This is a genomic window from Variovorax sp. dw_308 (assembly GCF_019207085.1).
Classification (GTDB): Bacteria; Pseudomonadota; Gammaproteobacteria; order Burkholderiales; family Burkholderiaceae_C; genus Variovorax.
Genome location: NZ_JAATOM010000001.1, coordinates 631,727 through 655,215, shown reverse-complemented (window position 1 = coordinate 655,215; position 23,489 = coordinate 631,727). Strand labels below are relative to the sequence as shown.

23 protein-coding genes and 3 tRNA genes are annotated in these 23,489 nt (G+C 65.8%); 13 read left to right on the top strand and 13 right to left on the bottom strand.

What is annotated here, in order from left to right; translation table 11 throughout:
- Positions 1 to 5: 5 nt before the first annotated feature.
- Together HCU76_RS02885 and HCU76_RS02880 are read right to left on the bottom strand one after the other, a co-directional pair.
- Entirely contained in the window at positions 6 to 962 is a 957-nt protein-coding gene (locus HCU76_RS02885) for a VOC family protein (protein ID WP_213957056.1), read from the bottom strand.
- A gap of 109 nt (positions 963 to 1,071) precedes the next feature.
- On the bottom strand, positions 1,072 to 1,911 hold the full coding sequence (locus HCU76_RS02880; RefSeq protein WP_213957057.1) for a fumarylacetoacetate hydrolase family protein: 840 nt from the start codon (positions 1,909 to 1,911) through the stop codon (positions 1,072 to 1,074).
- A 161-nt stretch (positions 1,912 to 2,072) separates the two neighbouring features.
- Here HCU76_RS02880 and HCU76_RS02875 point away from each other — a divergent pair, with 161 nt between their 5' ends.
- Positions 2,073 to 2,792, top strand: coding sequence for a TetR/AcrR family transcriptional regulator (locus HCU76_RS02875; RefSeq protein WP_256353926.1), 720 nt, complete (start codon positions 2,073 to 2,075; stop codon positions 2,790 to 2,792).
- 66 nt (positions 2,793 to 2,858) lie between these two features.
- Here HCU76_RS02875 and HCU76_RS02870 read toward each other — a convergent pair whose 3' ends face one another.
- Positions 2,859 to 3,656 (bottom strand): GntR family transcriptional regulator, encoded by a 798-nt coding sequence (locus HCU76_RS02870; RefSeq protein WP_213957151.1) that lies wholly within the window; start codon positions 3,654 to 3,656, stop codon positions 2,859 to 2,861.
- 121 nt (positions 3,657 to 3,777) lie between these two features.
- On the opposite strand from HCU76_RS02870, the gene HCU76_RS02865 reads away from it, so the two are divergent.
- From HCU76_RS02865 to HCU76_RS02825, 9 genes are all read left to right on the top strand, one after another.
- Entirely contained in the window at positions 3,778 to 5,256 is a 1,479-nt protein-coding gene (locus HCU76_RS02865; protein WP_218508413.1) for a mannitol dehydrogenase family protein, read from the top strand.
- 44 nt (positions 5,257 to 5,300) lie between these two features.
- Positions 5,301 to 6,317: a TRAP transporter substrate-binding protein gene (locus tag HCU76_RS02860; RefSeq protein ID WP_213957060.1), complete on the top strand. Its 1,017-nt coding sequence runs from the start codon at positions 5,301 to 5,303 to the stop codon at positions 6,315 to 6,317.
- 11 nt (positions 6,318 to 6,328) lie between these two features.
- Entirely contained in the window at positions 6,329 to 8,188 is a 1,860-nt protein-coding gene (locus HCU76_RS02855; RefSeq protein WP_218508412.1) for a TRAP transporter large permease subunit, read from the top strand.
- Positions 8,189 to 8,219: 31 nt separating this feature from the next.
- Positions 8,220 to 9,428, top strand: a complete 1,209-nt coding sequence (gene manD / locus HCU76_RS02850) for a D-mannonate dehydratase ManD (protein WP_218508411.1) — start codon at positions 8,220 to 8,222, stop codon at positions 9,426 to 9,428.
- A 39-nt stretch (positions 9,429 to 9,467) separates the two neighbouring features.
- Positions 9,468 to 10,511 (top strand): Zn-dependent oxidoreductase, encoded by a 1,044-nt coding sequence (locus HCU76_RS02845; protein WP_218508410.1) that lies wholly within the window; start codon positions 9,468 to 9,470, stop codon positions 10,509 to 10,511.
- 198 nt (positions 10,512 to 10,709) lie between these two features.
- A complete protein-coding gene (locus tag HCU76_RS02840; RefSeq protein ID WP_218508409.1) occupies positions 10,710 to 11,537 on the top strand; it encodes an ABC transporter substrate-binding protein in 828 nt (275 codons plus the stop codon).
- Positions 11,538 to 11,557: 20 nt separating this feature from the next.
- On the top strand, positions 11,558 to 12,223 hold the full coding sequence (locus HCU76_RS02835; protein WP_218508408.1) for an amino acid ABC transporter permease: 666 nt from the start codon (positions 11,558 to 11,560) through the stop codon (positions 12,221 to 12,223).
- Positions 12,220 to 12,879, top strand: a complete 660-nt coding sequence (locus tag HCU76_RS02830; RefSeq protein WP_218508407.1) for an amino acid ABC transporter permease — start codon at positions 12,220 to 12,222, stop codon at positions 12,877 to 12,879. Before HCU76_RS02835 ends, HCU76_RS02830 begins: the two co-directional genes overlap by 4 nt.
- A gap of 8 nt (positions 12,880 to 12,887) precedes the next feature.
- Entirely contained in the window at positions 12,888 to 13,652 is a 765-nt protein-coding gene (locus HCU76_RS02825; RefSeq protein WP_218508406.1) for an amino acid ABC transporter ATP-binding protein, read from the top strand.
- 138 nt (positions 13,653 to 13,790) lie between these two features.
- Here the strand turns inward: HCU76_RS02825 and HCU76_RS02820 are convergent.
- The 9 genes from HCU76_RS02820 to folC all read right to left on the bottom strand — a co-directional run bounded on the left by HCU76_RS02820 (position 13,791) and on the right by folC (position 21,158).
- Positions 13,791 to 13,867: transfer RNA gene (locus HCU76_RS02820), tRNA-Asp, on the bottom strand.
- Positions 13,868 to 13,939: 72 nt separating this feature from the next.
- Positions 13,940 to 14,015 (bottom strand) — tRNA-Glu (locus HCU76_RS02815).
- Between the two features lie 37 nt (positions 14,016 to 14,052).
- Positions 14,053 to 14,128: transfer RNA gene (locus HCU76_RS02810), tRNA-Ala, on the bottom strand.
- A 76-nt stretch (positions 14,129 to 14,204) separates the two neighbouring features.
- Complete coding sequence (gene gltX, locus HCU76_RS02805) at positions 14,205 to 15,593, bottom strand: glutamate--tRNA ligase (RefSeq protein WP_218508405.1); 1,389 nt, start codon at positions 15,591 to 15,593, stop codon at positions 14,205 to 14,207.
- Positions 15,594 to 15,598: 5 nt separating this feature from the next.
- Positions 15,599 to 16,816: an O-succinylhomoserine sulfhydrylase gene (locus HCU76_RS02800; protein ID WP_213957069.1), complete on the bottom strand. Its 1,218-nt coding sequence runs from the start codon at positions 16,814 to 16,816 to the stop codon at positions 15,599 to 15,601.
- An 8-nt stretch (positions 16,817 to 16,824) separates the two neighbouring features.
- Positions 16,825 to 18,342, bottom strand: coding sequence for an amidophosphoribosyltransferase (purF, locus tag HCU76_RS02795; protein WP_213957070.1), 1,518 nt, complete (start codon positions 18,340 to 18,342; stop codon positions 16,825 to 16,827).
- 12 nt (positions 18,343 to 18,354) lie between these two features.
- Positions 18,355 to 18,840 (bottom strand): CvpA family protein, encoded by a 486-nt coding sequence (locus HCU76_RS02790; RefSeq protein WP_218508404.1) that lies wholly within the window; start codon positions 18,838 to 18,840, stop codon positions 18,355 to 18,357.
- Between the two features lie 12 nt (positions 18,841 to 18,852).
- On the bottom strand, positions 18,853 to 19,767 hold the full coding sequence (locus HCU76_RS02785; protein WP_218508403.1) for an SPOR domain-containing protein: 915 nt from the start codon (positions 19,765 to 19,767) through the stop codon (positions 18,853 to 18,855).
- 95 nt (positions 19,768 to 19,862) lie between these two features.
- Complete coding sequence (gene folC / locus HCU76_RS02780) at positions 19,863 to 21,158, bottom strand: bifunctional tetrahydrofolate synthase/dihydrofolate synthase (protein ID WP_256353925.1); 1,296 nt, start codon at positions 21,156 to 21,158, stop codon at positions 19,863 to 19,865.
- 46 nt (positions 21,159 to 21,204) lie between these two features.
- Here folC and HCU76_RS02775 point away from each other — a divergent pair, with 46 nt between their 5' ends.
- From HCU76_RS02775 to HCU76_RS02765, 3 genes are all read left to right on the top strand, one after another.
- Positions 21,205 to 21,576 (top strand): ArsC family reductase, encoded by a 372-nt coding sequence (locus HCU76_RS02775; protein ID WP_218508402.1) that lies wholly within the window; start codon positions 21,205 to 21,207, stop codon positions 21,574 to 21,576.
- 110 nt (positions 21,577 to 21,686) lie between these two features.
- The gene (locus HCU76_RS02770; RefSeq protein ID WP_218508401.1) at positions 21,687 to 22,250 is read left to right on the top strand and encodes a hypothetical protein; all 564 of its coding nucleotides are present in this window, start codon (positions 21,687 to 21,689) and stop codon (positions 22,248 to 22,250) included.
- Positions 22,251 to 22,278: 28 nt separating this feature from the next.
- The gene (locus tag HCU76_RS02765) at positions 22,279 to 22,596 is read left to right on the top strand and encodes a pyrimidine/purine nucleoside phosphorylase (RefSeq protein WP_218508400.1); all 318 of its coding nucleotides are present in this window, start codon (positions 22,279 to 22,281) and stop codon (positions 22,594 to 22,596) included.
- A 64-nt stretch (positions 22,597 to 22,660) separates the two neighbouring features.
- Here HCU76_RS02765 and HCU76_RS02760 read toward each other — a convergent pair whose 3' ends face one another.
- Positions 22,661 to 23,476, bottom strand: coding sequence for a hypothetical protein (locus HCU76_RS02760; RefSeq protein ID WP_218508399.1), 816 nt, complete (start codon positions 23,474 to 23,476; stop codon positions 22,661 to 22,663).
- Positions 23,477 to 23,489: the final 13 nt, after the last annotated feature.

Below are 23,489 nucleotides of genomic sequence, written 5' to 3'. Positions count from 1 at the left end.
GCGGCTCAGCGCGCGGCCAGTTCGTGGTTGACGATGAAATCCTCGGGAAGCGATGGGCCCCAGACGTAGAGCGAGTCCTCGCCAGGGTGGTCGGCGGCGGGCCAGGTGTTGCCGGGCTCGACAAAGTCGATGTCGAACGAATACTCCGCATAGCTGCCCCACGGGTCGCGCACGTAGCGGAAGTAGTTGGAGCCGAGCACGTGGCGGCCGACGCCCCAGCCCTTCTCGTAGCCAGCCTCTGCCATCTGTTGCGTGCCCTGGCCGACCTCGTCGATGGACGGCACGCACCAACTGCTGTGATGCAGTCCGCCACCGTTCGACAGCGCCAGTGCGATCAGGTGGTGGTCGCTGCCATGCGGCGTGTGCAGGAAGGCGATGACCGAGCCCGACTTGTCGGAGAGGCGCAGGCCCAGCACGTCTTCGTAGAAGGCGCGCGCCGCATCGACGTTGGCGCTGAACAGCAGGATGTGGGAGAGGTACAACGGCCGCGCCGCCTTGGCCTTGCTGCGACTTGGCGACCGGCCGGCGTTGGCGTTCTCCGGCGGGAACTCGCGCGGTGCCGGTTGCGACGGCGACGACTTTTCGGCGACACGCAATTGCAGCGGCATCGCGTCCGGCCCTTCGATCCAGATGCCGCCTGCATCGGCACGCGCAGGCGGCGCAATGGCCGGGATGCCCCTGGCCGCCAGGTGTTGCTGGAAGCGCGCCTCGTCTCTTGCGTGGATCCCCAGGCTGACCCATTCCAGCCGCTTGGCGTCGCCGCCCTTCAACGCGCGGGCCCAGCGGTGCGGATGGCCGAAGGTGTAGAGCGCCAGCGCGTCGCCTTCGTCGCGCACATCGAGTCCGAAGGCCGTGTAGAAGTGGCGCGCCTGTTCCAGGTCCGGCACGCTGTAGACGAACTCGTCGACGGAGTGCACCGCCAGGAAGTCCTTGTCGTCGTGATGGCTTGTCGTTGCAGTCATTCGTTGTCTCCTTGTTGACTTTTGGCGCGGGCAAAGCTCCGCCTGCGGCGCGCTGCATTTCGTGCAACGCGGCCTTTTCTTGAAAGGGTTCAGCGGCTGGGGCGGACGGTCAGATGACCCGTTGACGCTGCGTGCCCAGCACGCCCGCGCTCAGCGTCATGACGTCGCCGCGCTTCAGGAACTGCGGGCTTGGCTTCATGCCCAAGCCGACGCCCTGCGGGGTGCCGGTGATGACCACGTCGCCGGGCAGCAGGGTCATGAACTGGCTCAGGTAGGACACCACTTCCGCCACCGGAAAGATCATGTCGGCCGTGTTGCTCTGCTGCTTCACTTCACCGTTGACAGCCAGTTCGAGCGGAATGTTCTGCGGGTCAGGCAGCTCATCGGTGGTCACCAGCCACGGACCGATCGGGCCGAAGCCGTCGAAGCTCTTGCCCTTGCCCCACTGGCCGTTGCGCTTGATCTGCCAGTCGCGCTCCGACACGTCGTTGGCCAGGCAGTAGCCGGCCACGTGCTTCAGCGCATCGGCCACCGGCACCTTCCTGCACTGCGTGCCGATGACGAAGCCAAGCTCGATTTCCCAATCGCCGGCAACCGAGCCCTCGGGAAGCTCGACGTCGTCGTCGGGGCCGGCCAGCGAGGTCAGTGCCTTGGTGAACACCACCGGCTCCTTGGGGATCTCCAGGCCCGACTCCTCCGCATGCTTGCGGTAGTTGAGGCCGATGGCGACGAACTGGCGCACGCCCGCGACCGGCGCCCCGAGCCGCGTGCCTTCCGGCACCAGCGGCAGCTTCGACAGGTCGATGGCGGTGAGCGCCTGCAGCTTGGCCGGCGACATCCACTCCGGCGTGAAGTCGGGGATCAGCAGGGACAGGTCGCGGATCTTGCCGTTGGCGTCGAGTGCGCCCGGTTTTTCTGCCCCTGCGGGGCCGTGACGTAGCAGCTTCATGGGTGTGCCTCTTGAGTGGTTGATTTGGACTGTTTGTCTAAAACGAACTTTAGTCGAACTGACAAAAACATCAATATGACAAACCAGAGAAAATGGTAGGTGGTTTCCCTGAGCGCCATTGCCCGAGTCCGGTCGAAACCCATCGTGTACCCTCGACAGCCATGGCAATGAAGCAAGCAGAAACAGCCCCCGAAGATCACCGTGTGCGGGTCGGCGCGCAGCGGCGCGAGAAGACGAAACTGCGCCTGCTCGAGAGCGCGCTGTCCGTGTTCTCGGAGAAGGGACCGGACGTCGCCGTCATCGACGACTTCATCGCCGCGGCCGGGGTTTCGCGCGGCACCTTCTACAACCACTTCAAGACGACGAACGAGTTGCTGCTCGAACTGGCGGCAGCCATGAGCGACGAGGTGCTGCGGATCGTCGACCCGCTCGTCCTGCAACTTGAAGACCCTGTCGCACGCGTCGCATGCGGCACGCGCCTCTACATGCAGATGGCCGTGCGCTACCCGCTGTGGGGCGGCTTCATCACCCGCGTTGGCACCCGCATCGCCACGCGCGGCCAGCTCATCGACCTCTACCTCACGCGCGACCTCGAGGCCGCGCGCAAAAGCAAGCGGATCCAGGTCGACAGCGTGACGGTCGCGCGCGACATCGTGCTGGGCTCGATCTTCTACGGCATCGAGACCATGCTCACCGAGCCGACACAGAAGCACCATCCGGAACACATCCTGCGCAGCGTGCTGGTGGGTTTCGGTCTCGATCCGAAAGAGGCGGAGACCATTGCCTACATGCCCCTGGCCATGCCCGGTGCTGTGGAAGGCCCTATCTTTTCCGGTTTGAAACGCGTCGACGGCACGACCGGCCGCAGCAAGCGAAGCTGAGGTGGCCAGCCAGCTGCCGGCCGAGCTGAAGAGCTTGCCTGCGATCGCGCCCCGCGCGCTTCTCACTCAATCCGAAAAGTAGCTTTCCGGCGCCTGCTCGCGCAACGCGGCCAGGTGCCCGCTGATGTGATTGATGTGGGAGGACACGCTGGCGCCAAGTCCCGCGACGTCGCGCGACGCCATCTGCGCCAGCATTTGCTCGTGCTCCTGCAGCGCGCGTTCGGCATGGCCCGCCACGTGGCCCAGCAGCAGCCAGCGCACACGGTCGAACTGGCGCTTGATGGGCTCCAGCATCTCCCAGACGTGTCCTCGCCCGGCAAATTCGAACAGGCGGCGATGCATCAACTCGTCGAGTTCGGAGAATCGATCGATCTCTCCGCTCGACACGGCGCTTCGTTGCCGCTGGACGATCTGTCCGAACTCTTCCAGCTGTGAAGGCGTGATCGTCTGCACCAGTTGCACGTGGCTGGCGCACTCCAGCGTGCTGCGCACGAACCGCCCCTCTTCCAACAATTGCGTGCGCACTGGCGCGACGATGGTGCCCACCTGGCGATAGATCAGGACCATCTGCTCGTCGGCCAGTTGCGCCAGCGCCTCCCGCACGGGCGTCCGGCTGACGTCGATCAGCTTGGAGATCGTGGCCTCAGACAACGCGGTGCGCGGAGGCAAGGTACCGCGCACGATGGCCTGCAGCAGCTGGTCATGCACCTGCGCCGTGTAGGAGCGCGCGGGATCGAGGCGGAAGCCGGCAAGCGCAGTGACCAGCGGACCCTCTGCGGGCGACGGTTCGGCGGTCTTTCGCCCCTTGACGGGCACGCGGTCGGACGTGGCGATGGCTGTTCCTTTAAACGAGGTTTCCGCCATGGTAGTACACAAAACAAAAGCCACTTGCATGGGGTTTTCCCGGTATTGCGAGACGACATTCGCATCCTAGACTTCGTTGCACCACATTTACTACCATGGTAGTGCGGTAACAGGAACAAGCATGACAACGAGCGTCCTCGATCAATTGCATCTGTCATCGGACCATCTGCGCGCCGCCAACGCTTCGGTCACCCAGCCGAACTACGATCGAACGCGCCTGCAGACAGGCATCGTGCACCTGGGCCTCGGCGCCTTTCATCGTGCGCACCAGGCCCTGTACACCGAAAAGGTGATTTCAGAAGGCGACCTGCGCTGGGGCATCCTCGGCGTCAGCCTGCGCGACCCGCGCGTGCCTGATGTCCTGACGGCGCAGGACAACCTGTATTCGGTGACCGAGCGGCACGGCGACGAGGCCCGCACGCGTGTGGTCGCTTCGCTGCGCGGCGCCCTCTTCGCACCGCGCGACCTGGCGCGGGTCATCGCGGCCATCGCCGATCCGTCCGTCTCCATCGTCAGCAGCACGGTGACCGAGAAGGGCTATAGCCAGAACCCGGCGAGCGCCGACCTCGACATGGACGACGCGGATGTCCGTCACGACATCGCGCATCCAGAGGCGCCACGCACCACGCTCGGCGTGCTCGCCGCCGGCATCCGCCTGCGCCCCGACAGTTCGCCCCTGACCCTGGTCTGCTGCGACAACATGGCCGGCAACGGCGACACCCTGCGCAAGCTGCTGGTGCAATACGCCGGCCAGTTCGACCCGAAGCTCGCGCGCCGCATCGAGACGGAGATCGGCTGCCCCAACAGCATGGTCGACCGCATCGTGCCTGCGGCGACACCCGCTTCGCTCGACTGGGCGGCAGCGCGGCTCGGCCTGCGCGACGAGGCGGCGATCGTCTGCGAGCCCTTCACGCAATGGGTGATCGAAGACCGCTTCGCAAGCCCTCGCCCCGCATGGGAAGACGCCGGCGCCTTGCTGACCAGCGACGTGCGCCCTTACCAGGCGATGAAGCTGCGCCTGCTGAACGGCACGCACTCCGCTCTCGCCTATGCAGGCCAGCTGTGCGGAATGGAGACGGTGGCCGACGCGATGGCGGACCCGCTCGTCGGCGCCTTCGCGCGCCGCCTGATGCTGGAAGACCTGCGCGCCACGGTGGCCGCGCCATCGGGCTACGACGTGACCTCCTATTGCCACGACCTGCTCAAGCGCTTCGAGAATCCCACGCTGCAACACCGCACGCAGCAGATCGCGATGGATGGCACGCAGAAGATTCCGGTGCGCTGGCTGCCCGCCCTGCGCGAGAGCCTGGCGGCCGGCGTCGAACGCCCGTTGCTCGAGCGCGCATTGGCAAGCTGGCTTCACTACCTGGCCACGGGCCGCAGCGACAGCGGCGCCGCGTTGGTCATCAGCGACCCGGGCGCGGAGGCCCTCGCATCGCTCTTGCGACAAACCGGCAACGACGTCGATGCGGCCCACGCCGCGTTGGCGCACGGCCCCGTGTTCGGCGCGCAGCCCTGGCCGCACGCCTTCGTCGAACGCCTGGCGCTTCACCTGAGCACCTTGCGTCAAGGCGGCATGAAGACGCTGCTCGCCCCCTGAACCCGCACATTCGTCCATTCACAAGACCCAACGGAGACATAGCCATGACTTTCGCGCCCACACGCCGCCAGTTCGCCACCACGCTCGCCGCTGCCGGCGTCGCCGCATCGCTGCCCCGCTTCGCCTTCGCCGCGGGCGAGATCAAGCTCAAGTACGGCACGGCCTTCCCCGCCGACCATCCGGGCACGCTGCGCATCAAGGAGGCGGCCGAGGCCATCAGCAAGGACACCGGCGGCAAGGTCGACCTGCAGGTCTACCCGACCAGCCAGCTCGGCAGCGAGCCCGACATGATTTCGCAGACGCGCGCCGGCGCCATCGACATCATGTCGACGGCCGGCACCAACCTGCAGACGCTGGTGCCCACGGCCGGCATCAACGGTGTGGCCTTCGCCTTCAAGGACTACGACGCGGTCTGGGCCGCAATGGACGGCGACCTGGGTGCGTACGTGCGCAGCGCGCTGGCCAAGGTCAACCTCTACGCCTTCGACAAGTGCCTCGACAACGGCTATCGGAACATCACATCGGCCAGCAAGGCCATCGCAACGCCGGCCGACCTCAAGGGTTTCAAGATCCGCGTGCCGGGCATCCCGCTGTGGATCTCGATGTTCAAGGCCCTCGGCGCCTCGCCCACGGCGATCCCCTTCGGCGAGTTGTATTCGTCGCTGCAGACCAAGGTGGTGGACGGCCAGGAGAACCCGCTTGCGCTGATCCAGAGCGCCAAGCTCTACGAGGTCCAGAAGTTCTGCTCGCTGACGGCCCACACCTGGGACGGCCACTTCATCTTCGGCAACGCGAAGAAGCTGCAGGCCCTGCCCAAGGAAGTGCAGGAGTCGCTGGCGAAGAACCTTAATGCGGCGGCGCTCAAGCAGCGTGCCGACATCGCAAAGCTCAACACCGATGCGCAGGCGCAGTTGACCAAGCTTGGCGTGACCTTCAACAAGCCCGATGCCGCGCCGTTCCGCGAGATGCTCAAGAGCGCCGGCTTCTACACCGAGTGGAAGGGAAAGTACGGCGACGAGGTGTGGGCCAAGCTGGAGAAGTATTCGGGCAAGCTCGCCTGAGGACCTGCGCCATGCAGTCCACCATCGACCCCCTCGACATCGTGCCGGACACCAGCACACGCTGGTTCGACCGCTTGCTGGCCTGGATCACCGAGGTCCCGGCCGCCGCCATCGTGGTGGCTGAAGTCCTCATCCTCGGTGGCGGCGCCTTTGCGCGCTATGCGCTGCATGAGCCGCTCACCTGGACCGACGAACTCGCGAGCATCCTGTTCCTGTGGCTCGCGATGCTCGGCTCGTGCATTGCGTTGCGGCGCACCGCCCACATGCACCTCACGACTTTCGTCAAGGACCTGTCGCCCGAACGGCGCGCCTGGACCGACGCACTGGGCATGTGCCTGGTCGTGGCGTTCCTGGCCATGTTCATCGGGCCGGCCTGGGAGCACTGGCACGAGGAAATCGAGGTGTCGACACCGGTGCTCGGCATCAGCGAAGGCTGGCGCGCGGGCGCCGTGTTCGCCGGCGCGATCCTCATGCTGGTGACCGCGGTGACGCGTCTCGTCGAGCAGTCGCCATGGAAGCAGATCGCCGTGTGCGGCATCGCGGTCGCCGTGGGTGGCGGTGCGCTGTGGCTGCTGTCGCCAGCGCTGGCAAGCCTGGGCAATCTCAACCTGGTGATCTTCTTCCTGGTGATGCTGGTCGGCTGCATCGTGATCGGCGTGCCGATCGCGTTCGCCTTCGGCTTGGCCACGATGTCGTACCTGGCCTTCTCGACGACGACACCGATGTCGATCATGCCCAACCGAATGCAGGAGGGCATGTCGCACCTGATCCTGCTGGCGGTGCCGCTGTTCGTGTTCCTCGGTTCGCTGATCGAGATGACGGGGCTGGCGCGCGCCATGATCAACTTCCTCGTGAGCCTGATCGGCCATGTGCGCGGCGGCCTGCAGTATGTGCTGCTGGGCGCGATGTACATCGTCTCCGGCATCTCGGGCGCCAAGGCGGCCGACATGGCGGCGGTGGCGCCGGCCCTGTTCCCGGAGATGAAGAAGCGCGGCAGCAAGGACGGCGACCTGATCGGGCTGCTGTCCGCCTCGGGCGCCATGTCGGAGACCATTCCGCCGAGCATTGTGCTGATCACGGTGGGGTCGGTGACGGGCGTGTCCATCACTTCGCTCTTCGTCGGCGGCCTGATGCCTGCCGTGGTGGGCCTGTTGCTGATGGCCTTCGTCGTCTGGTGGCAGACGCGCCGCGAAGACATGACCGGCGTCACCAAGGCCTCGCGCAAGGAGATCGGCAAACTGCTGATGGTGGCGCTGCCCGCACTGCTCCTGCCGGTGATCATCCGCACGGCGGTGGTGGAAGGCGTGGCCACGGCTACCGAGGTGTCGACCATCGGCATCTTCTACACGGTGCTCGCGGGCCTGTTCATCTACCGGCAGTTCGACTGGAAGCGGATCTATCCGATGCTGCTCGACACGGCGTCGCTGTCGGGTGCGATCCTGCTGATCGTCGGCTGCGCGACGGCGATGGCCTGGGCGCTGACGCAGTCGGGCTTCGCGCAGGACCTGGTCAAGATCATGACGGCCGTGCCGGGCGGAAAGATGGGCTTCCTGCTGGTGTCGGCGCTCGCCTTCGTCGTGCTCGGCAGCCTGCTGGAAGGCATCCCGGCGATCGTGCTGTTCGGGCCGCTGCTGTTCCCGATCGCCAGGATGGTCGGCGTCAGTGAAGTGCACTACGCGATGGTCGTGATCTTCGCGATGGGCCTGGGCCTGTTCGCGCCGCCTTTCGGCGTGGGTTTCTATGCCGCATGCGCCATCGGCCGCGTGTCGCCGGACGTGGCGATGCCGCGCGTCTGGCCGCACATGGCGGCGCTGTTCATCGCGCTCCTGTTGCTTGTCTTCGTGCCCTGGTTCTCGGTCGGCTTCCTCTGAAGCGTCCCTCATCTTCTTCCTGGAGTCTCACTTGAAAATCGAACGCATCACGATCATCGTGACCTGCCCCGGCCGCAATTTCGTGACGGTGAAGATCGTCACCGACGAAGGCGTGGTCGGGCTCGGCGATGCCACGCTCAACGGCCGCGAACTCTCGGTCAAGTCCTACCTCGAGGACCACCTGGTCCCCTGCCTCATCGGCCGCGACCCGCGCAATATCGAGGACATCTGGCAGTACATGTACCGTGGCGCCTACTGGCGGCGCGGCCCGGTGACGATGACCGCCATCGCCGCCATCGACATGGCGCTGTGGGACATCAAGGGCAAGCTCGCCGGCATGCCGGTGTACCAGTTGCTCGGCGGCAAGAGCCGCAACGGCCTCATGGTGTACGGCCATGCCAACGGCCGCGACCATGAAGAAGCCATCGACGCCGTGCAGAATCACATCGAGGAAGGCTACAAGGCGATCCGCGTGCAGTCCGGCGTGCCGGGGCTGGCCAAGACCTATGGCGTCGGCAAGACCAAGGGCCACTACGAGCCGGCCGAGAAGGGCCTGCCGCCCGAGGAGCCGTGGGACACCTCGCTCTACCTGCGCCACACCCCCGAGCTGTTCCGCAAGGTGCGCGAGGCGGTCGGCTTCGGACCGCACCTGCTGCACGATGCGCACCACCGGCTCACGCCGATCGAGGCCGGCCGGCTCGGCAAGGAACTGGAGCCCTACAGCCTGTTCTGGATCGAGGACGCGACGCCTGCGGAGAACCAGGAGGCCTTCCGCCTCATCCGCCAGCACACGACCACGCCGCTGGCCATCGGTGAAGTGTTCAACTCGATCTGGGACTGCAAGGACCTGATCAGCGAGCAACTGGTGGACTACATCCGCTCGACCATCGTGCATGCGGGCGGCATCACGCACGTGCGTCGCATCGCGGACTTCGCAGCGATGTACCAGGTGCGCACGGGCTTCCATGGCGCAACGGATCTGTCGCCGGTGTGCATGGCCGCCGCGGTGAACTTCGGCATGTGGGCGCCCAACTTCGGCATCCAGGAACTGATGCCGCATTCGCCGCTCACCGACGAAGTATTCCCCCACAACTATCGCTACGAAGACGGCTACCTGGTCATGGACGAAGTGCCCGGCCTGGGCGTCGACATCAACGAGGAACTGGCCGCGAAGTACCCGTACGAGCGCGCCTACCTGCCGGTGGCCCGGCTCGCCGACGGCTCGATGTGGAACTGGTGAGGCGCACCGCGCCTCCTCTCCCAACCCAAGGAATTCAACATGCTTAGCGTCGTCGTCGACCAACCCAACCACATGGCCGTGCAAGAGCGGCCCATGCCTGAGCCACAAGCCGGCGAAGTGCGCGTACGCGTGCGCTTTGCCGGCATCTGCGGCTCCGACCTGCACATCTTCCACGGGCACAACCCCTTCGTCTCCTACCCGCGCGTGATCGGCCACGAGTTCGTCGGCCGCATCGAATCGGTGGGTGAAGGCGTCAGCGCATCGCGCATCGGAGAGACCGTGGTGGTCGACCCGGTCATCAGTTGCGGTCAATGCCATGCATGCCTCATCGGCCGGCAGAACGTCTGCAGCCGGCTGCAGGTGATCGGCGTGCATCGCGACGGCGGCTTCAGCGAATATGCCTGCGCGCCGGCCAGGAATGCCTACGTAGTGCCGAAGGGCCTGGCGCATGCAAGCGCCTCGGTGATCGAGCCCTTTGCCGTTGCGGCCAACGTGACGGGGCGCACCGGCGTGTTCCCGAGCGACGTGGCGCTGATCTATGGCGCCGGGCCGGTGGGGCTGAACCTGATGCAGGTGCTCAAGCGCGTGTACGGCATTCGCGCCTTCATCACGGACCACTTCGACGAGCGGCTCGCGCTGGCATTGAGCTGCGGCGCGGGCGAGGACGAGATCATCAACACATCGCGCGAACCGCTGCAGGAAGCGTTGGCGAAACGCGGCGTGGAAGGCGGCCCGACCCTGACCTACGACGCCGTCTGCCACCCGTCGATCCTGGAGGAGGCCGTGCGCATCGCCGCGCCCGCCGGTCGCATCGGCATCCTGGGCTTCTCCGCTTCGCCGTCCGCCATTCCGCAGCAGGAGTTGACGAAGAAGGAACTCACGCTCTACGCCTCGCGGCTGAACTGCGCGATGTTCCCGACCGTCATCGACTGGATCGAGCGCGGCCTCGTCGACCCGGGCCGCATCATCAGCCACAAGGTGGACTTCCGCGACGTGGCCGGCGCCTTCGACATCGCGGAGAAGAATCCGCGCTACAGCTGCAAGGTGCTGCTGGACTTTGGCGAGGAAGTCGGGGCGACCTGAATCGCGTATGCGGCCTGTCGTTCCGCTCCTCGCATGGCGTGCGAAACCAGAGGCCGCCTCGGTGACCAACGGGTTCTAGTGGTTTACCAGATTCGCCGGATTGCCGCGCCACTTGTATGGTCGTCACGCCCGCCTGACGCTCGCGCAGGCACTTCCCCAATCCCGGAGCGCCGGGGCTCGAACAACAGGAGACCAGAGATGATCCCACCCATCAGGACCTTGATCGCAGGCGCGCTGCTCGCCACCTTGGCGTGCCAGGCCGCGGCGCAGGCCGTCCCGGCGCCCGGCACGAGCGCGCGCATCGACGCGATCAAGAAGTCCGGCGTGCTGCGTGCCGCCGTGCTCTCGAATCCGCCGTGGCTGGTCGAGAACACGACCGGCTCCGGCGACGCATGGGCCGGCCCGGCGTGGCTGCTGGCTGTGGAAGCAGCCAAACAGTTGGGCGTGAAACTGCAACCCGTACCGGTCTCGCACGAGACCAAGGTGCCGGTGCTCGCGTCGAACCAGGCCGACATGACGATCTCTCCACTGTCCGTCACGCCGGAGCGCCTGAAGGTGGTCGACTTCGTGACCTATTCGCGCACCGCCTTGTGTGTGTTCGGCCGTGCCGACAACCCCAAGGTGGCCAACGCCAAGTCGATCGACGAGTTCAACAGCCCGGACGTGACGGTCGCCTACTTCACCGGCGGCGGAGAGGAGAACTGGGTCAAGAAGCGCTTTCCCAATGCCAAGCTGCGCGGCGTTTCCACCGCGGGCACGGCCGCGCCGGTCGAGGAGATCATGGCCAGGCGCGCCGACGTCACGCCGATCAACCGCGTGCCATGGCAGGCGCTCAACCGCAAGGTCAAGGGCCTGAAGGCATTGCCGGATGGCAACAACTGCCAGGACTCGACCGAGATGGCGACGCCAATCGGCCTGGCGATCGACAAGAACCAGCCGGAATACCTGGCCTGGCTCAAGGCGCTGAATGAATCGATGAAGGCGAAACTGGACGCGGACGAGGCGCGCATCATCAACGCCATGTAGGCATCCCGACGGCTCGCCCGATGGATTTCGACTTCTCGCCTCTGCTCGACAGCTGGCAGTACCTGCTGGGCGGGTTGGGCATCACGCTGCTGCTGTCGGCGATGACGGCCGCGGGTGCGCTGGTGCTGGGCACCCTGCTGGGGCTGGGTCGGGTCTACGGCCCGGCATGGCTGCGCATCCCGATCGTGTTCTACATCGACACACAGCGCGCGATCCCGGTGCTGGTGATCCTCGTTTGGTTCTACTTCGCCGTGCCGATCTTCACGGGCATCAGCTTCCATCCCTTCTGGGCGGCCTTCATGGCGCTGACGCTGCACATCGCCGCCTACGTCGCGGAGATCGTGCGCGCGGGCATCGAGTCGATCCGTCCCGGCCAACTTCGCGCGGCGCTCGCCCTGGGCATGTCGCGCTTCCAGGTGGTGCGCAAGGTCGTCATGCCGCAGGCGCTGGTACGCATGCTGCCGGCATTCGGCTCCATCCTCTCGATCACCATCAAGGACACCGCCATCGCCACCGTCATCGCGGTGCCTGAACTCATGAAGCGCGCGGAGACGATCGCCGGCCAGAGCTATCGCCCGATCGAGGTCTTCACCGTCACGATGGTCATCTACTTCGTGATCCTGTTTCCCGGTACGCGGCTCATCGATGCGCTGTACCGCCGCGTCGCGCACCTGGGACGCTCATGAACCTGGACTGGAGCATCGTCTGGGACCATCGCGAAGATTTGCTGCACGGCGCCCTCCTCACCGTGTTGCTGACCGTGCTCACCATGCTGGTCGCCGTGCCGGCCGGCATCGTGCTCGCACTGATGCGCCTCTCGCGCTCGAAGATCCTGTCGGGCGCCAGCCAGGCCTTCGTCGAATTTTTCCGGAACCTGCCGCTGATCCTGGTCGTGTACTGGGCCTTCTACGTGATGCCGGTGCTGTTGAATATCCAGTTCTCCGCCTTCACCACCGGCCTGGCGGCACTGTGCCTCAACGTCTCGGCCTACAACGCCGAGACCTTCCGTGCCGGCATCAACTCCATCCGCAAAGGCCAGACCGAGGCCGCCATTGCGGTCGGCATGAGCCGCTGGCAGGCCATGCGCAAGGTGGTGATTCCGCAAGCCTGGCGGCGCGTGCTCCCTGTGCTTGCAAGCACCTGGGTGTCGCTGTTCAAGGACACCTCGCTGGTCTCGGTGATCGCCGTGGGTGAACTCGCGCACGTCGCGCTGCAGATCCGGTCGTCCAGCTTCCGGGTGCTGGAGATGCTCACGGCCATGGCAGTGATCTACTGGTTGATGGGCTACCCGCAGGCCAAGCTCGTGGACTGGGTGCAGAAGAAGTTCGAGGTCAAGGAATGAGCGTGCCAATGGCTGAACGCAAGGGCGCCGAGCGCCCTGCCGTGGTCGTCTACGAGAACGTGCGCAAGCTGCATGGCAGCTTCGTCGCCATCGACGGCGTCTCCCTCCAGGTTCACAAGGGCGAGGTGATGTGCCTCATCGGGCCCTCGGGTTCCGGCAAGTCGACGCTGCTGCGTTGCACGAATGCGCTCGAGTCCATCGAGGGTGGACGCGTGCTGATCGACGGCGTGCCCCTGCCCACCAACGAGCGGGAAGCGCGCAAGGTCCGTCAGCGCATGGGCATGGTGTTCCAGAACTTCGAGTTGTTCCCGCACAAGAGTGCGCTCGACAACGTCGCGATGGGGCCCGTCACCGTCCTCGGGCTCAGCCAGCACGAGGCACGCGAACGCGCCATGGCACTGCTGAAGAAGGTCGGCCTCGCGGACAAGGCGCACAACTTCCCCAGTGGACTGTCTGGCGGCCAGCAGCAGCGCGTGGCCATCGCGCGGGCGCTTGCGATGGAACCCGAGGTCATGCTCTTCGATGAGCCCACGTCCGCACTCGACCCCGAGACCATCGGCGAAGTGCTCAACGTCATGAAGCAACTCGCCGAGGAAGGCATGACGATGGTCGTCGTGACGCACGAGATGGCGTTCGCCCGTCGTGTCGCGAACTGGGTGGTGGTGCTGGACCATGGCAAGGTGGTCGAGCAGGGGCCACCGGCGCAAGTCTTTGAAGCGCCGAGAGCGGAGCGCACACGCGACTTCCTGAGCCACCTCGGCTGGCACGGCTAGTCGTGGCGGCCAAAGGACTGCCCGCGTCACGCATCGCAGAAACAAAAAAGGCCACCCCGGTGGGGTAGCCTCATATTCCAGGAATCTGGAATTCAGGCTCCGGTGCTACGATTTTCATAGCACTGGAACCAGTGTGACTGGCGGAGTGGACGGGACTCGAACCCGCGACCCCCGGCGTGACAGGCCGGTATTCTAACCAACTGAACTACCACTCCTGGTAGGCAACGTTCACTCTGAAAACAGAGCCAAGTGTTGCCACTTGTGCCTCGCTGACTTGTAAGTCAATTTGGCGACCCTACGGGGATTCGAACCCCGGTAGCCACCGTGAAAGGGTGGTGTCCTAGGCCTCTAGACGATAGGGTCAAAACCTTGGAACATCTTCCGACTCGACAAGAAATTTTGGTGGAGGTAAACGGGATCGAACCGATGACCTCTTGCATGCCATGCAAGCGCTCTCCCAGCTGAGCTATACCCCCGAATTCCCATCAAGACTTTCGTCTTTTCGCTGAGCCCCTGCTCCTGCGTGTCGAGCCTCAAATTATATACCGAAAATCAGGCCGTTCTCAATCTCGTCAAAATAGTTTCGCGAGAAAACAGTGCGAGCACTGAATCCAGCGACGGTGTCTGCGGTGTTCCGAGAACAAGCACACGCACCGGCATGGCGAGAGCCGGCATTTTAAGGCCGTGGGCAACCAGCACTTCCTTGATGGCTGCGGCAATGGTCGGCTTGTCCCATGAGACGTCGGCCAACTTGTCGGCAAGCGCAGCAACCGCGGGTCGCACCGCATCGGTCAGGTGTTGCGCGCGATCGGCCTCGCTGGCCGTCACGTCGGCATAGAAACCCGTTGCCCAATTGGCAAGTGCGACGGTGGTGTCGCAACGATCCTTGAACAGTGCGCAGATGTCGGCGAGGCGTCCGTCGGCATCGATGCCGCGCTTCTTCAATTGAGCGGCCACCAGTCCGGCCAGCGCCGCGTTGTCCATCTGCTTGATGTAGTGCGCGTTGACCCAGCTCAACTTGGCCGCATCCCATTGGGCAGGGCTCTTCGACAGGTGCGAACCATCGAACCATTGCACCAGTTGCTCGCGCGAGAACAGCTCGTCGTCGCCATGGCTCCAGCCCAGGCGCGCGAGGTAGTTCAGCATGGCCTCGGGCAGGTAGCCGTTCTCTTCATAGGCCGTCACGCTCACGGCGCCGCGGCGCTTGGAGAGCTTCTGCCCGTCATCGCCGAGGATCACCGGCACATGGCCGAACTGCGGCAGCGGCGCACCGAGCGCGTTGAAGATGTTGATCTGCCACGGCGTGTTGTTGATGTGCTCGTCGCCGCGGAACACGTGGCTGATGGCCATGTCCCAGTCGTCGACCACCACGGCGAAGTTGTACGTGGGCACGCCATCCGGTCGCTGGATGATGAGGTCGTCGATCTCGCGGTTGTTGATGGTGATCGGTCCCTTGACCAGGTCGTCCCAGGTCACGTCGCCTTCGACGGGGTTGCAGAATCGCACCACGGGCGGCACGCCTTGCGGCACCGGCGGCAGCACCTTGCCCGGTTCCGGCCGCCAGCGACGGTCGTACAAGGTCTTCTCGCCGCGCGCGCGCTGCGCTTCGCGCATGGATTCGAGTTCCTCCGGCGTGCAATAGCAGTGGTAGGCGGTGCCCGCCGCCAGCATCTGCGCGATCACTTCCTGGTAGCGCGCGAGGCGCTGCATCTGGTAGATCGGGCCTTCGTCGTAGTCGAGGCCGAGCCAGTGCATGGACGCGAGAATCTGGTCGGTCGATTCCTGCGTCGAGCGGGCCACGTCTGTGTCTTCGATGCGCAGCACGAATTCACCACCGTGGTGGCGCGCATAGGCCCACGAATAGAGGGCGGTGCGGGCGGTGCCGAGGTGCAGGAAGCCGGTGGGGGAAGGCGCGATGCGGGTTCTGATTTTTCGGGTCATGTGATTCAAGGTGCGAGCGTGCCGAGGCCGCGCAGCAGGTCGGCCTGGATGTCGTCGATGTGGTCGAGGCCGGCCGCGATGCGGATCAGGCCCTGGCCGATGCCGGCCGCTTGGCGTTGCGGTTCGGAGAGGCGGCCATGCGACGTCGTGGCAGGATGGGTGATGGTGGTCTTCGTGTCGCCGAGGTTCGCGGTGATGCTCAGGACGCGCGTGCTGTCAATGACATGGAACGCATTCGCTCGCGCCTCATCGGGCGTGTCGCCGATCACGTCGAACGACACCACGGCGCCACCCTGCCCCGACTGCTGCTGCATCGCCAGTGCATGCTGCGGATGCGATGCCAGGCCGGGGTAATAGACGCGCTTGACCGCTGGTTGGGTTTCCAACCACTTTGCCAATGCGAGTGCGTTGTCGCAATGCGCCTTCATGCGCAGGCCAAGTGTTTCGAGGCCTTTCAGCACGACCCACGCATTGAACGGCGAGAGCGCCATGCCTGCAGTGCGAACCACCGGTCCGAAGACTTCGTTGACGAGCTTTGCGCTCGTGCAGATGGCGCCGGCCAGCACGCGGCCCTGCCCGTCCAGGTACTTGGTGCCAGAGTGCAGCACGAGGTCGGCGCCAAACTCGATGGGTCGCTGCAACGCCGGCGAGCAGAAGCAGTTGTCAACCGCCAGCAGCGCGCCGACACCATGCGCGATGTCGGCCAGCGCGCGGATGTCGCAGACCTCGGTCAGCGGATTGGTCGGCGTCTCGGCGAACAACAGTCGCGTGCTGGGCCGGACGGCAGCGCGCCATTCGGCCACGTCGGACTGGGATACGAAGGTCGTCTCCACGCCAAACTTGGCAAATTCGCGGCCCAGCAGGTTGAAGGTCGAGCCAAACAGCGAACGCGAACTCACCACATGGTCGCCCGCCTTGAGCAAGCCCATGCACATCATGAGGATCGCGCCCATGCCGCTCGATGCGCCGATGGCTGCCTCGGTGCCCTCCAGCGCGGCCAGGCGGCGCTCGAAGCTGGTCACGGTCGGGTTCGATGTGCGGGTGTAGGTGAAGCCCTCCTCCGTGCCCGCGAAGCGTCGCGCCGAGGTCTCGGCATCCGGCTGCACGAAGCTGCTGGTGAGGAACAGCGCCTCGGAGTTTTCGCCGTACTGGCTCGGCTCCAAGGACGTGCGCACCGCCAGCGTGTCGCGGTGCAGGCCCGCGGGCAGGGATCGATCTGTCACGGGGTCTTTCAGTTCAGGTTGGGCAGTGCCAGGCGGGAGGCGTCTTCCTCGGTCTCTTCGACGCGCGGGCGGTTGTTGTTCATGCGGTTGATCGCATCGGTGTCGATGTCGCCGGTCACGTAGACGCCGTCGAAGCACGAGGCCTCGAAGCCCGCGAACTTCGATGCGCCTGCGGCCACGGGCGCGGCCTTCATCACCGCGCGCTTCATGGCGTCGACGTCCTGGTAGATCAGCGCGTCGCAGCCGATGAGGGCGCGGATTTCCTCGATCGTGCGGTCATGCGCCACCAGCTCGCCCTTGGTCGGCATGTCGATGCCATAGACGTTGGGATAGCGCACGGGCGGCGCGGCACTGGCAAGGTAGACCTTGCGCGCACCGGCGTCGCGCGCCATCTGCACGATCTCGCGGCTGGTGGTCCCGCGCACGATGGAGTCGTCGACCAGCAGCACGTTGCGGCCCTTGAACTCGCTCGCGATCGCATTGAGCTTCTGGCGCACCGACTTCTTGCGCTCGCCCTGCCCGGGCATGATGAATGTGCGGCCGACGTAGCGGTTCTTGACGAATCCTTCGCGGTAGGGAATGCCCAGCAGGTGTGCGAGCTGGGTGGCGCTGGGCCGGCTCGACTCGGGGATCGGAATGATCACGTCGATGTCGCTCGGCGGCACCGTCGAGACGACCCGCTTGGCCAGTGTTTCGCCAAGGTTGAGGCGTGCCTGGTAGACCGAGATGCCATCCATCGTCGAGTCGGGGCGCGCGAGATAGACGAACTCGAAGATGCACGGATTGAGCGTGGCCGCCTCGGCGCACTGGTGCGCATGCACCTGGCCCTGCATGTCGATGAAGACCGCCTCGCCGGGCGCGATGTCGCGCTCGAACTTGAAGCCCAAGCCTTCCAGCGCGACCGACTCGCTGGCCACCATCACGGTGCCTTCCGCATTGCGGCCGAGGCACAGCGGCCGGATGCCGTAGGGGTCGCGAAACGCGAGCAGCCCCTGTCCGGAGATCAGCGACACCACGGCATAGGAGCCGCGCAGGCGCTTGTGCATGCTCTTCACCGCGGTGAAGAGTTGCTCGGTGTGCAGCTGAACGCCGCGCGTGGCACGCTCCAGCTCATTGGCAAGCACGTTGAGCAGCACTTCCGAGTCGCTCTCGGTGTTGGTGTGCCGATGGTCGGTGGTGAACAGTTCGGCACGCAGCGCATGCGCGTTCGTGAGATTGCCGTTGTGCACCAGCACGATGCCGAAGGGCGCATTCACGTAGAAAGGCTGTGCCTCTTCCTCGCTGTAGGCATTGCCCGCGGTCGGGTAGCGAACCTGGCCGAGGCCCACGCTGCCGGGCAGCGCGCGCATGTTGCGGGTGCGGAACACATCCTTCACCATGCCCTTGGCCTTGTGCATGAAGAACTTGCGGTCCAGCAGGGTCACGATGCCGGCCGCGTCCTGGCCCCGATGCTGCAAGAGCAGCAGCGCGTCGTAGACCAGTTGATTGACGGGGGCGTTGCTGACAACGCCGACGATTCCACACATGAAGCGATCCTCTCAGGGCAAATAGCTTGCCAATTTCTCGGGCAACGCAGGCTTGATGGCCTGCAAGGCCGTATCCAGAACAGTGGCACTGCGCGACTCGCGCCACCAGGCACTGTCGCTCAGCGAAAAAAGGTGGATCCCTGTGGCCAACGCGAGCAATGCGACGGCCCCACGCACAAAACCAAAAGCGGCGCCCAGGGTGCGGTCGACAGGCCGCAGCCCCGCCGCCACGACCATCTTGCGCACCAGCGCGGTGATCAATCCGGCGGCGAAGGCCACTGCCACGAACACCAGCACGAAGGCCACCGCGTAGCGCCACACCGCATCGGGCGCTCCCACCGGCAGCCAGGCCGCGACAGGGTCGGCAAACAACTGGGCACAAATGAAGGCCACGACCCAACCCGCCAGCGACATCAACTCGAACACCAGGCCGCGCACCATGCCGACCAGAACCGACAGCAACAGCAGCGCGACGACAACCCAATCCAGCAACGCCACGGAACGCGATGCTTACAGCGTGAGCACGGCCGCGGACAAGGCCAGGCCCTTGACGCGGGCGGCCGCCTTGTCGGCATCGGCACGCGTGCTGAACGGGCCGACGCGCACGCGCGTGCGCTCGCCATCGGCCGTCTTCGCGACGTGCGTATAGGTCTTCAACCCGGCCCGCTCCAGCTTCTGGCGCACCTCGCGCGCCTTGTCGGCGTCGGCGAAAGCGCCCACCTGCACCACGAAGCGGCCCGCTTCGTCGGCGGCCGATGCCGGCTTGGCGGCGGCGGCATCGGCAGACCGGCCATCGAGCAGGGCGCGAGCGCGTGCTGCATCGTCGTCGGCCGGCTTGGGCGTCTTGGGGTCGGGTTTGGCCTCTGCCTTGGCTTCCTTCGTGTCGGGCTTGGGCTTGGTCTCGGGCTTTGTCTCGGGCTTCCGTTCCGGCTTGGCCTCGGCCTTCTTGGGCTCGGGCTTGGGTTCCGGCTTGGCCTCCGCCTTCGGTTCCGGCTTGGCCTTGGCTTCCGGCTTTGGTTCGGGCTTTGGCGGCGCATCGGCCATTGGCTTCGAAGGCACGATTTCCGTGCCGTCGGCCGCCTCGGTGATCATGCCGCCGCCCGGGGTAGCAGCTGCCACGCGGGTCGATGCGTCCTTGCCCGGCGCAGCGGATGTGGTGGGCGCGGGCGCGGCCGGCAGGGCCAGCGGCTTGACCTTGTTGCGATCCGGGATCTCGATCGGGATGTCGACCGCCACCGGGCGCGGTTGGGTGTCGAACAGCAGCGGGAATCCGACCACGCCCAGCAGCACCAGCACGGCCGCACCGAGCAGGCGGTGGCGGGCGCGGCGGCGCATGGTCTCGACGCTTTCCGCAGGCACCGCACCGGCGACGTTGCGGGCTTCGTTGCCTTGCGGACCGCGTGCGCGGAACTTGAAAAACGCCATGAAAGTTCGATTCCTGATGGAGAGAAGCGTGGGTGCGATGATGCGGCGGAAATCAGGCCTTGTCAGGCCCTTCAGGTCCCATTTCAAGCCCCATTTCAAGCGTCCCGCAGCAGGTGTCTGGCTTGCAGGCGGGGTGTTCCGTTTACGAGCACGCCACCGACGGTAAAGAACGATCCGAAGACCACGATTCTATCAGTGGGGTCCGCCTGATCGATGGCTGCCTGGAGGGCCTGCATGGGGCTGGCGCACGCCGTCCCCGACGCATCCTTGCGCGTGTTTTGCGCCTGCCAGCGCGCCTGCAGATCCGCGGCCGGCGCGGCGCGCGGCGTGGGCAGGTCGGTGAAGTACCAGCGGTCGATCAGCGGCCCGATGCGCGCGAAGATCGGACCCAGGTCCTTGTCCGCCATCACGCCGAAGACCGCGTGCGTGGTCGGATAGAAGCCCATCGCATCGAGGTTCTCTGCCAGCGCCGCCACGGCATGGCCGTTGTGTGCCACGTCGAGCACCAGCGTCGGCTCGCCCGGCACGATCTGGAAGCGGCCGGGCAACTCGACCATGGCCAGCCCCGTGCGCACGGCTTGCGCGGTGATCGGCAGCACGGGTCTCAGCGCCTCCAGCGCTGCAAGAACGCCCGCCGCGTTGATCAACTGGTTGGCGCCGCGCAGCGCCGGATAGGCCAGCCCGCTGTAGCGCCGGCCGCGACCGCTCCAGCCCCACTGCTGCTTGTCCCCCGCCACGTTGAAATCCTGGCCGAAGCGCCAGAGATCGGCGCCAATGGCTTGCGCGTGCGCGATGACGCTGTCCGGCGGCATCGGGTCGCTCACGATGGCGGGACGGCCGGCGCGCAGTATGCCGGCCTTCTCGTAGCCGATGCTCTCGCGATCCGGCCCGAGGAAATCCATGTGGTCCAGGTCGATGCTGGTGATGACGGCGCAGTCGGCATCGACGATGTTGACGGCATCGAGCCTGCCGCCGAGGCCGACTTCGAGGATGGCGACCTCGACGCCGCTGGCCGCCATGCAACGCAGGAGCGCCAGCGTGGTGAATTCGAAGTAGGTGAGCGAGGTCGATCCGCGCGCCTCCTCGACCGCGGCGAAATGCGGCAGCAGCGCGGCGGCATCGACTGACTCGCCACGCAGGCGCAAGCGCTCCTCGAAGTGCACCAGGTGCGGCGAGCCATAGACGCCGGTCCGGTAGCCGGCATGCCGCAGGATCGATTCGAGCATGGCGCAGGTCGAGCCCTTGCCGTTGGTGCCCGCCACCGTGATCACAGGGCAGTCGAAGCGCAGGCCGAGCCGGTCGGCCACGGCGCGCACGCGGTCCAGGCCGAGGTCGATGTTCTTGGCGTGCAGTTGCTCGCAGTGGGCGAGCCAGTCGGCGAGGGTTTCCATGGCGGGCGGAATTGTCGCCGACCCGCCGACGCGGCATCATTCCGGGATGACAACAACCCTTTTCGGCATTCCCAACTGCGACACGGTCAAGCGTGCGCGCACCTGGCTGGACACGCAAGGCGTGCCCTACACCTTCCACGATTTCCGCAAGAACGGCCTGCCTGGCGCCTCGCTGGACCGCTGGTTGCGGGCTCCGGGCTGGGAGGCGCTCCTCAACCGGCGGGGAACCACGTGGCGGCGACTGGACGAGGCCACCCGCGCTTCGGTGGTCGACGCGGCGTCGGCTCGCACGGTGCTGGTCGCGAATCCGACGCTGATCAAGCGTCCGGTCGTCGAATGGCAGCCCGCGAGCGTTGTGACTGTCGGCTTCGACCCTGCCGAGTGGGCGGCCCATGCTGCCGGGAAGGCGACGCGGTAAGGCTTCCGCAAAAGCCAGGCAAAAAAATGTGAAGCAGTGAACCCGGCGCGTCGGACTGCATCCAACCCACGTGAACAAGCGGAAGCGCCGCGATCTTGAGGAGAAATTTCATGCGCACCCCCACCCGAACCATCATCAGCCTCGCCCTCGTCGGCCTGCTCGGCGGCGCCGCGTCGCTGGCACAGGCGCAGCAGGTCTCCGGCCGCGTCATCTCCAGCACCCCGATACACGACGCGAACGGCCAGGCGGGCTACAGCGTGACCTACGAATACGCCGGCCAGCGCTACGCCACGCGCACAGACAGCCCGCCCGGCCAGACCATTGCGCTGCAGCTGAGCCCGATGGGTGTTGCCACCAACTCGCCCGCGCCCGACCAGCCGCCGCCGGCCGCGTACAACGACGGCAATCCGCAGAACTGGAACAACGTGGAGGCGCAGCCCGGCGTGGTGGTCGGCGCCGGCGGGGCGCCGGCGCCCGCTTACGGCGCTCCCGTCTATGGCGGCCCGGTCTACGGCGCGCCGGGCTACGCGCAACCCATGTATGTGCAGCCGGCCTACGGTTACGGTTACGGCTATGCGGCACCGTGGCTCGCGGTCGCGCCCATCGGACTGTCGCTCAACTTCGGCTATTCGCACGGCTGGGGCGGCGGCTACTACCGGCACGGCTGGCATTGAGCGCCTGCGCGCTGGATAAACTCGGGCGATGACCGAAACCATCCACAGCGTGGCCGTGGCCACCAAGGCCAATGTTTATTTCGACGGCAAATGCGTGAGCCACAGCCTCACGCTGGCCGACGGCACGCGCAAGTCCGTGGGCGTGATCCTGCCCTCGACGCTGACCTTCAACACCGGCGCGCCAGAAATCATGGAAGGCACTGGCGGTGCCTGCGAATACCTGCTGAACGGCACCACCGAGTGGAAGAAGGCGGGCGTTGGCGAGAAGTTCAGCGTGCCGGGTGATTCGTCGTTCCAGATCCGCGTGGCGGGCGAGCCGTACAGCTACATCTGCCACTTCGGTTGAACAATTCACCGCGTCACATCCACCGAGCCACCTCCGGGTGGCTTTTTTGCGCCGGCCGGGCTCGTCAGTCGCCTCCGCCGCCGCAACCGCCGCCACAGCCGGAACCGCCGTCTCCACCTCCGCTGTCGCCTCCTCCGCTGTCCGAGGAGGACGACTCGCTGCCGCCGAAGCCGCCCGCGTCACCCGATCCAGAATCGGAGTCGCTGAAGCTGGTTCCGCAGTCGGAGCCGGCAGCGCGGTCGATGGCATTGCAGTCGGGCGTGTACTTGAAGCCGCCTTCGACGTCGAACTTGGCATCGAGCGCGAACAACAGCGGCAGGCGCGTTGGCTTGCGCGGGTCGATGCTCTCCTCCTTGCAGGCCCAGTACCAGGTACGGCGCAGGCCGTCGTTGCGACGTGCATCGTTGCCGAGCACTTCGGCCGGCGTGTGGTGCAGCATCCCGCCGAAGGCCGCCTTGCACCAGCGTTCGTAGCCCCGCGTATGCAGGATGTACTCGTGCCAGGCTTCGTCCACGATCCTCGATGGCATTGCCACGAACTTGCGGCCCGAGCGCAGGTGCGCCATGAAGAACTGCCGCAGGCCGCGCAACACCAGATCGGTGTCACGCCGCTGCAGTTGCGGGAAGGCGGCCGTCAGCTTGCCGACGAGGAATCCCGGGAATTCGGCCTCCCGAATGAACTGGCGCCGCAGGCTCGCTTGCCATGACACCAGCGCGCCGAGCAGCGTCATCACCAGGATAGCCCCTGCCACCAACCAGCCGAATCGGCAGGTCCAACCCAGGACCAGCCCTGCCGAAACGCCGCCAAGAATCGACAGCCGGCGAGCCCACGACAGCAAATGGATGCGACGGCGAAAGTTGAGCTGCGGCAGAACATTCATCGTCGACTCCCCG

Excerpts from the sequence above, each read along its gene's own strand:
- HCU76_RS02845 (WP_218508410.1), top strand. The coding sequence starts at position 9,468 with ATGCTTAGCGTCGTCGTCGACCAACCCAACCACATGGCCGTGCAAGAG.
- HCU76_RS02785 (WP_218508403.1), bottom strand. The coding sequence starts at position 19,767 with ATGGCGTTTTTCAAGTTCCGCGCACGCGGTCCGCAAGGCAACGAAGCC.
- HCU76_RS02885 (WP_213957056.1), bottom strand. The coding sequence starts at position 962 with ATGACTGCAACGACAAGCCATCACGACGACAAGGACTTCCTGGCGGTG.
- HCU76_RS02875 (WP_256353926.1), top strand. The coding sequence starts at position 2,073 with ATGGCAATGAAGCAAGCAGAAACAGCCCCCGAAGATCACCGTGTGCGG.
- HCU76_RS02830 (WP_218508407.1), top strand. The coding sequence starts at position 12,220 with ATGAACCTGGACTGGAGCATCGTCTGGGACCATCGCGAAGATTTGCTG.
- gltX (WP_218508405.1), bottom strand. The coding sequence starts at position 15,593 with ATGACCCGAAAAATCAGAACCCGCATCGCGCCTTCCCCCACCGGCTTC.
- HCU76_RS02855 (WP_218508412.1), top strand. The coding sequence starts at position 6,329 with ATGCAGTCCACCATCGACCCCCTCGACATCGTGCCGGACACCAGCACA.
- HCU76_RS02760 (WP_218508399.1), bottom strand. The coding sequence starts at position 23,476 with ATGAATGTTCTGCCGCAGCTCAACTTTCGCCGTCGCATCCATTTGCTG.
- HCU76_RS02840 (WP_218508409.1), top strand. The coding sequence starts at position 10,710 with ATGATCCCACCCATCAGGACCTTGATCGCAGGCGCGCTGCTCGCCACC.
- HCU76_RS02870 (WP_213957151.1), bottom strand. The coding sequence starts at position 3,656 with ATGGCGGAAACCTCGTTTAAAGGAACAGCCATCGCCACGTCCGACCGC.
- purF (WP_213957070.1), bottom strand. The coding sequence starts at position 18,342 with ATGTGTGGAATCGTCGGCGTTGTCAGCAACGCCCCCGTCAATCAACTG.
- HCU76_RS02770 (WP_218508401.1), top strand. The coding sequence starts at position 21,687 with ATGCGCACCCCCACCCGAACCATCATCAGCCTCGCCCTCGTCGGCCTG.
- HCU76_RS02835 (WP_218508408.1), top strand. The coding sequence starts at position 11,558 with ATGGATTTCGACTTCTCGCCTCTGCTCGACAGCTGGCAGTACCTGCTG.
- HCU76_RS02860 (WP_213957060.1), top strand. The coding sequence starts at position 5,301 with ATGACTTTCGCGCCCACACGCCGCCAGTTCGCCACCACGCTCGCCGCT.
- HCU76_RS02865 (WP_218508413.1), top strand. The coding sequence starts at position 3,778 with ATGACAACGAGCGTCCTCGATCAATTGCATCTGTCATCGGACCATCTG.
- HCU76_RS02775 (WP_218508402.1), top strand. The coding sequence starts at position 21,205 with ATGACAACAACCCTTTTCGGCATTCCCAACTGCGACACGGTCAAGCGT.
- HCU76_RS02825 (WP_218508406.1), top strand. The coding sequence starts at position 12,888 with ATGGCTGAACGCAAGGGCGCCGAGCGCCCTGCCGTGGTCGTCTACGAG.
- folC (WP_256353925.1), bottom strand. The coding sequence starts at position 21,158 with ATGGAAACCCTCGCCGACTGGCTCGCCCACTGCGAGCAACTGCACGCC.
- HCU76_RS02880 (WP_213957057.1), bottom strand. The coding sequence starts at position 1,911 with ATGAAGCTGCTACGTCACGGCCCCGCAGGGGCAGAAAAACCGGGCGCA.
- HCU76_RS02765 (WP_218508400.1), top strand. The coding sequence starts at position 22,279 with ATGACCGAAACCATCCACAGCGTGGCCGTGGCCACCAAGGCCAATGTT.